This is a genomic window from Paraclostridium benzoelyticum, assembly GCF_001006285.1.
Classification (GTDB): Bacteria; Bacillota; Clostridia; order Peptostreptococcales; family Peptostreptococcaceae; genus Paraclostridium; species Paraclostridium benzoelyticum.
In genome coordinates, this window is the sequence record NZ_LBBT01000120.1 from 1 (window position 1) to 13,411 (window position 13,411).

A 13,411-nucleotide genomic window follows, 5' to 3' on the forward strand; every position below is an offset into this window, starting at 1 on the left:
TTTTTAGAAGTTAATTCATAAAAAGGTAATAATATTTAATTATATATTCTAAAATGTAGGTAATACTATTATTACAACTTAATAGAAAATATAATGTCTCATTAATAGGTAGGTTAATCTTATGTTAACTTCATTTTTTTTAATTTGACTTTCAATCTTCATGGTATTTACAATTTTACCTCGTAAATTGAAGTATGTATTTTCTATAAGTTTATCTATATTTTCGAAAACAATTGGTTTAATACTGCTTGTTTTCATATTAATATCTAGTTGTAATTTTCTAATTTAAATTATAATTAGACATTAAAAAGGACATCGTACAAACGATGTCCTTCTTTATTTAAACCATTTTCTATAATTTTTTCTAAAGTTAAATCTTGGGTGTCAATATTTTCCAATTCAAGTATATACTCCTCGAACTCCACTTCTACAAACCTATCTGCCTTATTATCTTCATTTATATAATCCACTATTTTGTAGTCTTTAATTTCTTCTTCTAAATACTCTCTTAGTTCATTATATTCTTCTTCACTTATTTTATTTTTGTTACATCTGCAATTTGGGCATCCCATAAATATTTCTCCTTTTTTATTTGATTTAAATCTAGCGTAAGCTGTTCTATTAAAAGTTTATTGTTTTTATTTTTACTTATTTCCTTTTTTATTTCTTTATCATCTTGTATAACATTAATTTTTGAAAGTAGCTTTTTTAAAGAAGATAAGTTATCAATAGATATACTTTCATTATTAACAATTAAGGTATATCCTACTCCAGTTTTCTTAATTGTTAAATTAGGGTCATCCATCTTTATAGATAAAACCTTAGAATCTATATACTCCACTGAAAATGTATTTTTCTTTTTTGAAAACAATTCTATTAGCTTATCATTTAACACTTTTTCTTTTTTTGATTTCGACTTTTTCATCTCTATTGCACCCATTCTTATAAGTAATGGTTCTAATAATTTTAAGTCATTTAAAAATATAGGTACTCCCTTTAAATTAACACTGTATCCTTTACTTGAGGCTTCTATTTTTATATCTTTTTCATTTATATATATAGACGTTATTTTTCCATCAACATATTTAACTTCATAAGATTTATCTATTTTAGCTAATACACTTGTTACTTTATTTGGCAAATACATACAAATTCCTCTTTTATTTTAGTTTTTTACTTAAAATATATCATTTATTGCAAATTATTGCAACATAAAAAAATAGACTATATTTAACTATAGCCTATTTTCATAATTTTTTTAAAGTTCTTTTACTTTTAAATAGAAGTTAGTTAATGTTATTTCAAAGTATGGAACAAGCCATAAAAATCCTATACCAAGTGATAATACACATAATATAGACCAACCTATAAAACTTAGCTCTAAAACAAAATAATCAAATTTATGACCTTTCATCATTCTAGCACTTTCTTTTATACATTCCATAGCTGATTTATCAGGATTTTCTGCTAATATATAATTAGCTTGAGAGAACATTATTCCTACTATAATTCCTGGTATAACAAATAATATAGTTCCTATAAATACACATATCCATATTATAAAGTTCATCACTAATGCTTTTATAAATACATCAAACCCTGAAAATAAATCATTAAATTGTGCAGTTGAATCTTTATGTGCTAATTTAAGCGAAAATCTACTTACTCCAACTTGAAGTGATCCATAAACTAAAACGCCTATTATATTTAAACTTAGTCCAATCATAGATCCTTCTGTAGAGTTAGTTAATTCTACATTCGCTAGCTGAAGTATAGCTGAATAACAAACAAAAACCAATATTGCTACAAGCCATCTTCCTTTTAGTTGATCTTTTGCACTACTTTTTAACTCTGCTCTTGTAAACATATTTTACACCTCCATATTCAATTATTAATATTTATACCTTAAACTTGGTTTGCTAAACAATTATACACATATAATGAAAATTATTCCATATATGATTTTTTTATTATATTTTTTCATTTTGTATATAATATAAGCTATAAAAATATCCTTTAGTCTCTATAAGTTCTTCAAAACTTCCTTTTTCTATAACCATTCCATCTTTCATTACTATAATTTCATCATAATCAGTTAGTAAATTTTTTATAAGTTTATGTGTAACAACTATCATTGTTAAGTTTTCTAAACTCAAAAGTGATTTTTCTAAACTATATGCAGTTTCATTATCAAGTGCCGATGTAGATTCATCTAATATTAATATTTTAGTTTCATTTATCAAAGCTCTTGCAATTGCAACTCTTTGTTTTTCTCCACCTGATAATTTATTTCCATTTTCTCCAACTAATGAGTCAATACCATCTTCTAATCTATTTATAAGTCCCATTATTCCAGCCCTTTTACAACTTTCAACTACGCTTTCATCACTATAATTTGAAAATAATCTTATATTTTCTTTTATAGAGTCATCAAACATAAATACATTTTGCTGTATCATTGATATAGTCTTATATAAATCACTACTATATATTTTATTTAAATCTTTATTATCAATGGTTATTTTACCCTCATATTCATTATAATATCTCATAATTAACTTAATTAATGTACTTTTACCACATCCACTTTCACCAACTATTGAATATTTTTTATTTCTTTCAAATTTCAAATTTATATTTTTCAATGCATTTCGTTCTTTTGTATATGAAAAATTAAGATCTTTTATATCTATGCAATCCTTAAAATCCTTTATTTTTTCAGATTCTTCAGATTCATTATTTACATTCAATATATCTTCAACTTTTTTACCAATAAGAGATACTGATTTTATTTGATTTATAAGTGATATACTAGTTTTAACAGGTCCAACTATATGAGTGCTAAGTTGAATTATTATTATTGCTGTTCCTACAGATATACTTTTTTTGTACATTAAGTACCCGCCTAAAATCAAAACTCCTAAATATATAGTTACACTAAAAGCCAATGAAAAACCCTTTATAACTGCTTCTAATATAGAACACTTTCTTTTTGAGTTTTCTACATTTAAAGAATTTTTAACGAAAATCTTATTTATTTTTTTGCTTATGTTAAATCCTTTTATAACTTCAAACCCAGAAAATAAATCCTTTGTTACAGAAGTTATTTCTTCTAAATTTTTAGAGTACTCATTTTTTTCTATGACTAGCTTCTTTGAAAGTGCATTAGGAATTATGAATCCTAAAACTCCAAATATAGATATGAAAATTACTATATATGGACTTATGTAAAATAATGCACATAAAGAAATTAAAAATGATAACAGTGATGATATAACTAAGAATATATTATTTAGAAAATTATCTTCTATTAATTTTATATCATTATATAATACCGATATGTATTTCCCACTATTGTCCAAAGAAAAATCTTTTATATCTTTATTTATTAACTTAGAAAATACATCACATCTTAAGTAATTAACAGTATTTTTAATATAGTTTGACATAACAAGTCCATCTAAATATTCCGTAAAAAACATTATTATTATTAAAACAACAGTTACTGTAACTATTGGGATAAATTTTTCTACTTGTCCGCTCGCAAATATATCAACTATAAATCCCATAATAAAATCAAAACATATACTTGCTAATGCTACTAATGATATGGTAATCACTCTAAGAAAAAACTGCCATTTATACTCTAGAGCATATTTAAAGAGTATCCTCATACTTAATCCTCCTATTTTTTATTTTTCAAAAACTTAAAAAAGGCCTATTATATAGACCTTTTAAGTTTACTATTAAATTTTAGTCATGTCCAATGTATTAGTTTGATTAATCTATATTATATTTAGTAAAATTAACTTTCATACAAATCTCCTAATTTTTTTGAATATCTATTTTTAAAAATTCACATAATATAACTAACCTTCTGGATAGTATCATCGTGACAAACACATTTTTTACCGATAAAGACTAGATTTTTTCTAGTCTTCTTATTTTCAAAAATCCAATTTTCAAACATATATATTTTAAAATAAGTTTATTTTGTTAAATTTTTCTACAATATAGTTTATTAATTTCTACACATACTATTTAAGAAAGGATGTGTACTTATATTGTTAAGAAAATTTACTATTATTATATTTATGACTTTAATTATTTTTACAAGTAATATGAATTTTTCTCACGCTATTAGCATTGCCGCTCCAGATTCAGTTAGCAATCAATATATTCAAGATTTAGAAATAATCGATAATTATATGTACCTATTAACTAAAGCTGTAATTATGGGAAACTATAAAGAGGATGAAATAAATAAAAACATTAAATTTATAGAAACTTTAATTAATGACTTAAATATAAAAGTTTCAAAACTTTCTCAAGAAGACACCGATGCTATACTAGCTATGCAATCTATACTAAATCTTTACAAAATATCTCTTATGAAGATTCAATCATATTTGGAGACTAAAGATCCTGATAATTTAATTGATGCTATTAATGCATTTTCACTAGCTTCTAACGCTTCAAAAGAATTAGGAAAAATTATAAGTGATACGGGAAAATAAAATCCCGCTTTTAAAATTTATATAGTTCTTAATATAACCTCCTACTAGTATATATAGTATTCTATTTAAATAGTACCAGTTTAATTGTAAGTGAAAATTAAAAATGTCAGTTAAAGTCAGTAAATTTTATACTGGCTAAAACTGACAATACTATTTATACGCTCATTCGTGCAAATTAATATTCATAAATTTCTTAGTGATGACCACATCCGTCGTGAGAACAAGTATGGTTACTTGGGAACTCACTTAATTTATTTTCTTTAAATAAGTTTAAGTTATCTTCTAGATTATCTGCTTGAGCTTTAAAAACTTTTATTCCCATAGAATTTAATTTAACAATAGCACCTTGCCCTATTCCACCTACTATTACAGCGTCTACAACATTTCCTGATAATGCTTTTATAGGTTGGCATTTACCATGTTCATGTCCTAAGTCTCCATTGCTTATTTCTGATAATTCCTCATTTTCTAAGTTATAAACTAAGAACATAGGAGCTGATCCAAAATGTCCAAATGGTTTACTTTTTAATCCTTCATTCACTTCTACTGGTATACAAACTTTCATTTTTAAATCTCCCTTCTTTTACAACACTTTTTTATAGACTTACAATTTTTACTACAATCAGTACTATCAAGTTTAATATTTGAAGTATCTAATAAATTATTATTTATACTTCCTATTGAATTAAAAAAAGATATGCATTCATCAAATGCGCTTTCATTTACATGATAAAAAACATAATATCCTTCTTTATATCCAGTTATTATTTCAGCTTCTTTTAAAATTTTTATATGCTGCGAAACTGATGAATCAGTTATCCCTAAGTATTTTGATATACCTTTTTGGCATATATCCCGTTTCGATACTAATAATAAAACTTTAAGTCTTGTTTCATCACTTAAAGCTTTAAATATTTTGGATAATTTTTCCATATAAACCTCTTTTTTAATTAAGTAATTACTTAATTAAATTATAATATTCTAAACTATTTTTTTCAACCAATATTTTACAAAATTTTTTCATCTTACTTATATGATATTTTTAATTTTTTATTTTTTATGTCTATATCCTTTATATATAAAGCTATATTTCTTTTTGATACTTCTTCATTTATATAGTCAATTCTATTCATTTCGTTATTGTTTTTATATATTATTTTCATAGGACTATATATATCACATTTAATATCTTTTAAAATTTCTCTAAATGTTTCTAGCTTCCAACTTTTAAAGTCTTTACTTATACTATCAATAACATAATGAGTATTAACTCTTTTTATATCACAATCATGCAAATCTTTTTTTAATTTATTTATAGTTGTGTTATTATGACCTATATCTAAGATTATAAAGTATCCATAATCATATTTACTTCTTATAAGCCTTCCATAAGCTTGTTTAGCTTTTATGCTTAATTGAGGATAGTTAACATCATCATATGTAGTTCTTTTGAAACTTCTTATTGATGAGTACAACGGATCATCCAAACTTTTATTTGGGAGTTTATCAAGAATTACGCAAGTTAATCCTTCTCCTTGTATATCAACCCCTTCAAAACAGCTCTTAGAAGCTAAGACAACACACTTTTTGCTCAAATCTCTTAAGTTATTAACTGCTGATTTATCCTTATACAGCTCTATATTATGAATATTTAATCTATGAACAAGCTTTTTATAAACTTTTTCTAATCTATTCTTACTTGTAAATAAAGCTAGTACATGTCCATTACTATTTACACATATATTTTCAATCAGCTTCACAGTGTGATCTATAAATTCATCATTTAAAGCATTGTATTTTGGAAACTCTTCCATTGCTAGAATTTTAGTTTTTCCTTTATAATCATATATAGACTCAATTGTTTTTTCTATAGTCTTATGTTTATCTAACCCCAATGTTCTTTTAAACGTACTCATATTATTATTTATATTTAATGTTGCTGATAAAAAAACAACTGTATTTACAGTACTTAAAAACATACTTTCAAACATTTCAGCTACATCAATAGGAATAACTCTTATATTAAAATACTTATATTCATTATTTATATCAATGATCCTACAATAATTGTCTAACTTTTTTTCTATAAAGCTTTCAATGGTTAGTATATTGCAATCTATATCCATTGTCTTTGCGCTTATTGTATTAAATATATAACTATCATCTTCTCCTTCTTTTTCACATTGATCTATTATATAGTTTAAAGATCTTAGTATTTCTTTTAAATATATAACAATGTTTTCAAATTCACTTCGCATATATCCACTTATATCCACTCTATTTTTAAAAGATACATTGCTAAGAGGCGCTTGCTGCCTATTTATTTCCCAAGAATGGTCATATAGCCCACTCTTTAAAGACTTTCCACATCCATTTAGTATGTTATTTATACTTTGTTTTGCTAAAGTTATTTTTTCTTGCAATTTTGCTTTTATATTACTATCTAGTTGAAGTTTTCCCGCAACACTAATATAAAATTTATCCATAGTACTTACCTTTTTATGATTGATCTCACTATGAGGGTATAATTCATCTAATAATTTATCTAATAAAATACTATTACATTCTGAAGTAAAGAAATCATAACTTTTTTCCATTAAATTATGCCCTTCATCTATTATTAAATAATCCAATTGCTTTTGTTCTTTATACGGCCATTTTGCAAGTAAAGAATGGTTAATCACAGTTATATGTTCTTTTTTCAGTTCTTTTATTCTATTTTTATAAAAACATCTCTCAATACACTTTTCTGGGTAACAAATATCTGATTCACATCTCAAATTTAAAATTAAACCATCTATTTCAGAGAAAATAGTTTTAACATTACTAGGAATTTCCTCTATATCTCCATATTCTCCATTTTCAATTAGTCTTTGAATATATAAAAACTCTAGTAATTCACTTTGACTTTTAAATACTACGCTTTTTTTGTATTCTTCCAATCTTCTATTACATAGGTAATTATTTTTACCCTTCATACATCCATAATTTATTTTACTTTGTAAGTTTAAGGATTTTAAAACTGTAGGTATATCTTTGTTTATAAGTTGCATCTGTAAATTTTTTGTATCTGTAGATATAACAATTTTCTTTCCATTATAAAAAGACTCCATAATTGCTGGAATTAGATACCCAACACTTTTCCCGATTCCTGTAGGAGCTTCTATACACCCTATTTTAGGTACATCATCTTTGCTGTTAAACACATCTTTTATAAACTTGGTAAATTCATGCTGCTTTGGTCTAAATATATAACTAAAATTTTTAGAGTTTGTCCAAAGTTCATTTAATTTTAATAAATCCTCATATGAGTTTTTATATTTTGATAAATTTACATTATGTCTATTTCCTTGGGAATCTTTTTCATTTATTTCAAACAACACACTTTGTTCAAATTCATTTTTTTCATCTATTTCTTTTAAATATTTAATCCATTCCCAAGACTTTATATTGGAGCTTTTAAAATATTGTTCTAAATTAAAATAAAGCTTATCTAATCTAGTTTCCTCACTCTTCCAAAGTCTAATCAAAAGAGCATTTACTAATTGTATATTTAGTAAAACATCGTTTAATGCTCTATTATTTACCTGTTTATTAATATCTGTAACTTTATTTATAAGATAGTTAATTTCATAATTCATATGAAACGGCTCTAAAATAATAGCTAGCTGCATAGAATCTAAAAGTTCATTTTTTAATCTTTTATTTTCAAAAATATATTTATCTAAGAAGCACTTTTTTGATTTTAAATCATGACAAATTATAGGATAGTCTTTTATAAAATCTATAAATTTATTTCTTATTTGATATATAGTAGGTGCCTTATCTAAATCATTTTGCTTAAGGTTTTTACAAGTTCCAAATACACTTACAGGAACTTCCTCATAAGGTCTAATCAAAGTATTAAACTTAAAAACTTCATTATTTATAACTTTAATAGCTGCAATTTCTATTATTTCAGAGGTATTAGAATTTAATCCACTAGTTACTATATTTAAGTATACAACATCATTTAATATGCTTTTCATATAATACCTCCTCCATTTAGAATAACCTTAATTATACCATTTAAAATATATAAAAAACAAAAAACTGTCTAATTAATTAGACAGTTTCTAGTATACCTATTAATATTGCACCTTTTGATGTATATGTTCCCATAACAGATCCAACCGAACTTATTGTTATATCTTTAAAATCATGCTCTTTTGACATAATTTCTTTAACCTTTAATGCTTTTTCTTTACAATTAGAATGACCTATTGCTAAACTATATTTCTTTTCACTACTGATGTTTTTATATATGTTTTCTATAACTTTTTTAATTGAGTTACTATCTCCTCTTGCTTTATCAACAGGTTTTACAATGCCATCGATAACCTGGATTATAACTTTAAAATTCAATGCATTTATAAGTTTTCCAGCTAAAGGATTTACTCTACCACCTTTAATTGCATTTTCTAGTGTCTCAAGTGAACCATAAAAAGTAACTTTTTCTTTTAGACTTTCTATAGTATTTACTATCTCATCTAAATTTTTCCCTTCATCTGCTAACTGAGCAGCTTTAATAACTAAAAGCCCTTGACCAACTGATCCATTAGCAGTATCAATCACTTCTATTCTCTTATCCGTGTTATCTTCCTCAAACATATTTTTTGCAAGTACCGCTGTTGAATATGTGGCTGATAGCTTAGAAGATAGAGTTAAAACTAAAATTTCATCTTCTTCACAATCATATACATTTACAAACCTTTCAGGTGATGGACAAGATGTTTTAGGAAGTTCCTTTGAACTTGCCATTCTATTATAAAATGTATCGCTATCCATATCTCCATCAGCGTAAGTTTCTTCCCCGAATGAAACATTTAACTTTACTATTTCTATATTGTATTTTTGTACTAACTCTTTATTTAAATCACAAGAACTATCTGTTATTATCTTGATTTTTTTCATTCATATATCTCCTTATTTTTTCAGTCGGCCGGTCGACCGATATATCTTTTATTTAATTGTACATTTGATTTATATTAAAGTCAATCATAAAAAATTCTATTCTCTCGAGGGATTACGTCTTCTAACTTTTCATATCTCCAAAGACTTTGCTCATTGCTTAAAAAACCTTATTTTAAACGTATTTTTGCTATATGTTGCTTTGTTGACAATAAAAATTTATAAGCTTATAATTATTTTATTAAAATAGCAGTTAATTGTAGAAAGGTTGACTTTATGAAATCAAATAATACTAATATGAAAGAAAATATTTTATTATCTGCAACAGAATTGATAACCAAAAACGGAGTTAAAAATACTAGTTTATCTGATATAGCAAAAGCTGTAAATATAAGTAAGGGTACCTTATATTATCACTACTCATCAAAAGATGCATTAATCTCTGAAATTGCCAATACTCACTTAAATGCAATCAGTAAATCTATACTCCAATGTATTCAAGGTATGGATCCAAATAATCCAAAAGAGCAAATGATAAACTTAATAATGGAGAAAATCTCCGATATAGAAGACAGGGGTAGAATACACATGTACATTCTTTGTGAAGCTATTACAGGGAATGATCCTTTAAAAGAACAAATAAAATTAAAATATATAGAATGGCGTAATACATTAAAATCAGAAATTGTTAAAATAAGTTCAAAAGATGCTGAAGCTCTTTCATTCTTACTAGTTTCTATAGTTGATGGATTAGTTCTTCAAGGATTATTAAAAACTGAAAACTTACCATTTGAAAATATAGCTGATTTTTTAGTTACAAATTGGTATTAGTTAAATATAAGATAAATTTTTAGGGGTGAATTTATGCAGAATTTAACATTTGAAGCTTTAAACTCAACTGATTTATTAGTTGGATTAAAAGAAAAATATGAAACTATCATCATTAAAGGGGTGTACTGCCAAGAAATATATGATTTAGTAAAAAGTCAATCTACAGAACATGACTTAATGGGTTATGCATTAGATACAAGTATCTTAATTTATGCAATACTCTCACTTAAAGATATATTTGTAAGTTCTGATAGAAAAACAGAAAAAGATATAGAAAAAAAACTTAAGTTATATGAAGTAGCTGATGTATCTAAAGATAATTTGATTTTAAAATTAAGATAATACTGAATAGGTCTCACATTAATTAATGTGAGACCTATTCTTATTTACATTTATTTTTGAGGATTTCCGGCATTGATTTGTAAGAAATAAGTTGATGAATCTTTCATAGTTTTAAATTCCTTAGAATCTTTATATTTATCAACATTTTCAGATGTAACACCTACTCTATCTATTGCATCTGTTTCATATAGATTAAGCGCTGAATTCGCATCTTTAACTATCTTTGTATTTATCTCATCTAATTTCACAGCTGAATTATCCCAATAAGTAGGATTTTTTGTCATTGAATAATGATCTTCTATTTTCCATTCACTTAATGTAAATGGTCCATTGTATAAAGTAGACTTAGCTGTTGTTCCAAATGTGTCTCCCTGAGATTCAACAAATTTTTGATTTTGAGGTAAATAAACTCCAAATGCCATTAATTTATCAAAATAAGTAACTGGTCTTACTAATTTTACTTCTAAAGTATAATCATCTATAGCTTTTACTCCTACAGAATCAGGATCTTTATTTTCTCCTAAATTGTACTCTTTTGCCCCAACTATATCATGCATTATAAATCCATACTGAGATGCTGTTTCTGGATTTAAAGTTCTCTTCCATGAGTATTCAAAGTCTTTTGCACTAACTTCATCTCCATTTGACCACTTAGCATCTTTTCTTAATTTAAATGTCCATGTTAATCCATCTTCAGATGTTTCCCAACTTTCTGCAATTCCTGGTATAGCTTTGTTTTCTTTGTCTATTCTAACTAATCCCTCCATAGTATTAGTCATTACCTCAAATGAAACAGTATCTGTAGCTTTACTTGGGTCTATAGTTGGAATATCAGAAGTACTTATTAAGTTTAATTGTTTTTTCTCTTTATCAACATCTGCCCACTTATATGACCATGGAACTGTAGGGAATTTAAACATATCGCTTACATATTCCTTTTGCATATAAGCTATACCAGATTGAATCAATGGAGCAATATATGCATCATCTAGCATAAGTTTTTCAGCTTCTGCAAATTTCTTCCAACTTTCATTTTGTTCTGGCATTGCTTTTGCTTCATTTACTAATTTATTATATTCATCACTTTTATAACCTGTATTAGATGCATAACTTACACCCTTCATCATAGTGTCTAAAAATGTTAGAGGGTCTGGGTAATCTGCTCCCCATCCTGCGTAAGCTAATTGGAATTTACCTTTTTGCTCTAACTCTATTTTTTGTTTAAATGGTTGAGTTTTGATTTTTATTGTTAATCCAGGTAAATTTTCTTGAAGCTCAGATTGCATAAACTCAGCTTGTCGCTTACTTGTATCACTATCAAAAGTTACTAGCTCTAAAGTTACAGTACCAAATCCAACTTCTTCTTTTGCTTTATCCCAGTACTTTTTAGCTTCTTCGCCATTATAAGAATATCCCATTTTCCCAGCAACATCTCTATAGTCTTTTCCATCTTTGTTTATAGCTAACTCATTAGGTACAAAGTAATCAGCTGGAACAGATCCATTATTTAATATAACATCACATAATTCCTGTTTATCTATAGCCATATTTATAGCTATTCTTGCATTTTTATTTGCAAGCACATTATATGGATCAGCTTCCTTACCTGAATTATTTGATCCTGTCGTACCTTGATTTGATGTACACCCAGCTAAACTAGACATTCCTATTGTTGATATAGTTAACAATGCTAATAACCTTTTTCTATGAACCATAAAACCCTCCTAAATATAATTATTTTTATAATTATATTTAGGAGGGCCTATAAAAATTCCTAAAAATTAATGTGACATTCCTATTATTGCTCCTATTACATAAGGTATTAGCCATACACACCAAACAAATATACTAAACTTGTGGAATACTCTTTGTTTTTCTTTATCATTTTTATAAAGTACCCAAGTAGCCCAAACTGCATGGAATAGCATTAATAATATTGCTATAGTTCCTGTTATACCATGTATCATTGCTGAAGTTTCTGAAATACCACTAACTCCCGATTTAGCAATTTGACTCATTAAAAAAGTACCTGTTGTATCACAAATTAAACCTAAATAAAATGTTATAACATGATTTTTGTTTAAAACTTTAGCTTTTCTTTCACTAAATACACCTATTGTATAAAATACTAAAGCTAATGTTATAGCTGTTATAGCCGCTATTAATTTAAAACTCATAATTGTTCCTCCTTATTAGTTTGCATGCAAACTATTTTGTTATAATAATCTTATACCCGAGATTATATTTTGTCAAACAATTATTTTAATTTATTTTTTAATAAATTTAATGACTTAATGATTTCAGTTCTTTCATCTTCATTTAAATTATCAAATAAGTTTCCAAAAGTTTCTTCTGATTTTCTTCTAAAATATTTTGCAAACTCTAGTCCTTTAGTCGAAAATTGTATATAAGTATTCCTTTTATCATTATCATGTTTTACCTTTTTTATGTAATCAGCTTGCTCAAGTCTGTTAACAATACCAGATACAGTTCCTTTTGATAAATACATTTCATTACAAATTTGACTTATATTTATTTCTTTATTGTGTGCAACTAATTTTAATACCATTATTTGTTGATGAGTTAAGCCACTCTCAGATAATCCTGCCTCTATCTTGCTCATAGATCTTGAATATATCTCTTTTATTAACATTAATATTTCAAATGAATCGCTCATTATAATTACCTCCATCTTTACAAATATATTGCTTATTTTATATACTTTATATAATACATTTATTTATGTATTATATAAAGTATATAAAAAATTA

The 13,411-nt window shown here is 25.7% G+C and carries 14 protein-coding genes; 3 read left to right on the forward strand and 11 right to left on the reverse strand.

The genetic code is table 11. The features are described 5' to 3' along the window. Positions 1 to 296: 296 nt before the first annotated feature. The 4 genes from VN21_RS05170 to VN21_RS05185 all read right to left on the reverse strand — a co-directional run bounded on the left by VN21_RS05170 (position 297) and on the right by VN21_RS05185 (position 3,674). Complete coding sequence (locus VN21_RS05170) at positions 297 to 572, reverse strand: hypothetical protein (protein ID WP_046822361.1); 276 nt, start codon at positions 570 to 572, stop codon at positions 297 to 299. After that, on the reverse strand, positions 533 to 1,147 hold the full coding sequence (locus VN21_RS05175; RefSeq protein ID WP_046822362.1) for a hypothetical protein: 615 nt from the start codon (positions 1,145 to 1,147) through the stop codon (positions 533 to 535). The genes VN21_RS05170 and VN21_RS05175 overlap by 40 nt, the downstream gene beginning before the upstream one ends. A 111-nt stretch (positions 1,148 to 1,258) precedes the next feature. Next, on the reverse strand, positions 1,259 to 1,867 hold the full coding sequence (locus VN21_RS05180; RefSeq protein ID WP_046822363.1) for a DUF975 family protein: 609 nt from the start codon (positions 1,865 to 1,867) through the stop codon (positions 1,259 to 1,261). A gap of 103 nt (positions 1,868 to 1,970) precedes the next feature. Then, complete coding sequence (locus VN21_RS05185; RefSeq protein WP_046822364.1) at positions 1,971 to 3,674, reverse strand: ABC transporter ATP-binding protein; 1,704 nt, start codon at positions 3,672 to 3,674, stop codon at positions 1,971 to 1,973. Between the two features lie 447 nt (positions 3,675 to 4,121). Between VN21_RS05185 and VN21_RS05190 the strand changes: the two genes are divergently transcribed. Continuing rightward, positions 4,122 to 4,517: a hypothetical protein gene (locus tag VN21_RS05190; protein ID WP_161794377.1), complete on the forward strand. Its 396-nt coding sequence runs from the start codon at positions 4,122 to 4,124 to the stop codon at positions 4,515 to 4,517. Positions 4,518 to 4,710: 193 nt separating this feature from the next. On the opposite strand, the gene VN21_RS05195 is transcribed toward VN21_RS05190, so the two are convergent. The 4 genes from VN21_RS05195 to VN21_RS05210 form a co-directional block, all read right to left on the reverse strand. After that, complete coding sequence (locus VN21_RS05195; protein ID WP_046822366.1) at positions 4,711 to 5,082, reverse strand: NifB/NifX family molybdenum-iron cluster-binding protein; 372 nt, start codon at positions 5,080 to 5,082, stop codon at positions 4,711 to 4,713. Positions 5,083 to 5,084: 2 nt separating this feature from the next. After that, entirely contained in the window at positions 5,085 to 5,450 is a 366-nt protein-coding gene (locus tag VN21_RS05200; RefSeq protein ID WP_046822367.1) for an ArsR/SmtB family transcription factor, read from the reverse strand. Between the two features lie 92 nt (positions 5,451 to 5,542). Then, on the reverse strand, positions 5,543 to 8,545 hold the full coding sequence (locus VN21_RS05205; RefSeq protein ID WP_046822368.1) for a helicase C-terminal domain-containing protein: 3,003 nt from the start codon (positions 8,543 to 8,545) through the stop codon (positions 5,543 to 5,545). A 76-nt stretch (positions 8,546 to 8,621) separates the two neighbouring features. After that, positions 8,622 to 9,470: a DegV family protein gene (locus VN21_RS05210; RefSeq protein WP_046822369.1), complete on the reverse strand. Its 849-nt coding sequence runs from the start codon at positions 9,468 to 9,470 to the stop codon at positions 8,622 to 8,624. Positions 9,471 to 9,743: 273 nt separating this feature from the next. On the opposite strand from VN21_RS05210, the gene VN21_RS05215 reads away from it, so the two are divergent. After that, complete coding sequence (locus VN21_RS05215) at positions 9,744 to 10,298, forward strand: TetR/AcrR family transcriptional regulator (RefSeq protein ID WP_046822370.1); 555 nt, start codon at positions 9,744 to 9,746, stop codon at positions 10,296 to 10,298. Positions 10,299 to 10,331: 33 nt separating this feature from the next. After that, complete coding sequence (locus tag VN21_RS05220; protein WP_046822371.1) at positions 10,332 to 10,640, forward strand: hypothetical protein; 309 nt, start codon at positions 10,332 to 10,334, stop codon at positions 10,638 to 10,640. A 50-nt stretch (positions 10,641 to 10,690) separates the two neighbouring features. Here VN21_RS05220 and VN21_RS17810 read toward each other — a convergent pair whose 3' ends face one another. The 3 genes from VN21_RS17810 to VN21_RS05240 form a co-directional block, all read right to left on the reverse strand. After that, on the reverse strand, positions 10,691 to 12,355 hold the full coding sequence (locus tag VN21_RS17810; protein WP_052951985.1) for an ABC transporter substrate-binding protein: 1,665 nt from the start codon (positions 12,353 to 12,355) through the stop codon (positions 10,691 to 10,693). A gap of 66 nt (positions 12,356 to 12,421) precedes the next feature. Further along, on the reverse strand, positions 12,422 to 12,817 hold the full coding sequence (locus VN21_RS05235) for an HsmA family protein (protein ID WP_021428977.1): 396 nt from the start codon (positions 12,815 to 12,817) through the stop codon (positions 12,422 to 12,424). 80 nt (positions 12,818 to 12,897) lie between these two features. Then, positions 12,898 to 13,317 carry a MarR family winged helix-turn-helix transcriptional regulator gene (locus VN21_RS05240; RefSeq protein WP_332840844.1) on the reverse strand — a complete coding sequence of 140 codons (420 nt, stop codon included), beginning with the start codon at positions 13,315 to 13,317 and terminating at the stop codon, positions 12,898 to 12,900. Positions 13,318 to 13,411: the final 94 nt, after the last annotated feature.

What these genes read in the sequence shown, in the direction of transcription:
- VN21_RS05170 (WP_046822361.1), bottom strand. Translation starts at nt 572, where the DNA reads ATGGGATGCCCAAATTGCAGATGTAACAAAAATAAAATAAGTGAAGAA.
- VN21_RS05175 (WP_046822362.1), bottom strand. Translation starts at nt 1,147, where the DNA reads ATGTATTTGCCAAATAAAGTAACAAGTGTATTAGCTAAAATAGATAAA.
- VN21_RS05180 (WP_046822363.1), bottom strand. Translation starts at nt 1,867, where the DNA reads ATGTTTACAAGAGCAGAGTTAAAAAGTAGTGCAAAAGATCAACTAAAA.
- VN21_RS05185 (WP_046822364.1), bottom strand. Translation starts at nt 3,674, where the DNA reads ATGAGGATACTCTTTAAATATGCTCTAGAGTATAAATGGCAGTTTTTT.
- VN21_RS05190 (WP_161794377.1), top strand. Translation starts at nt 4,122, where the DNA reads ATGAATTTTTCTCACGCTATTAGCATTGCCGCTCCAGATTCAGTTAGC.
- VN21_RS05195 (WP_046822366.1), bottom strand. Translation starts at nt 5,082, where the DNA reads ATGAAAGTTTGTATACCAGTAGAAGTGAATGAAGGATTAAAAAGTAAA.
- VN21_RS05200 (WP_046822367.1), bottom strand. Translation starts at nt 5,450, where the DNA reads ATGGAAAAATTATCCAAAATATTTAAAGCTTTAAGTGATGAAACAAGA.
- VN21_RS05205 (WP_046822368.1), bottom strand. Translation starts at nt 8,545, where the DNA reads ATGAAAAGCATATTAAATGATGTTGTATACTTAAATATAGTAACTAGT.
- VN21_RS05210 (WP_046822369.1), bottom strand. Translation starts at nt 9,470, where the DNA reads ATGAAAAAAATCAAGATAATAACAGATAGTTCTTGTGATTTAAATAAA.
- VN21_RS05215 (WP_046822370.1), top strand. Translation starts at nt 9,744, where the DNA reads ATGAAATCAAATAATACTAATATGAAAGAAAATATTTTATTATCTGCA.
- VN21_RS05220 (WP_046822371.1), top strand. Translation starts at nt 10,332, where the DNA reads ATGCAGAATTTAACATTTGAAGCTTTAAACTCAACTGATTTATTAGTT.
- VN21_RS17810 (WP_052951985.1), bottom strand. Translation starts at nt 12,355, where the DNA reads ATGGTTCATAGAAAAAGGTTATTAGCATTGTTAACTATATCAACAATA.
- VN21_RS05235 (WP_021428977.1), bottom strand. Translation starts at nt 12,817, where the DNA reads ATGAGTTTTAAATTAATAGCGGCTATAACAGCTATAACATTAGCTTTA.
- VN21_RS05240 (WP_332840844.1), bottom strand. Translation starts at nt 13,317, where the DNA reads ATGAGCGATTCATTTGAAATATTAATGTTAATAAAAGAGATATATTCA.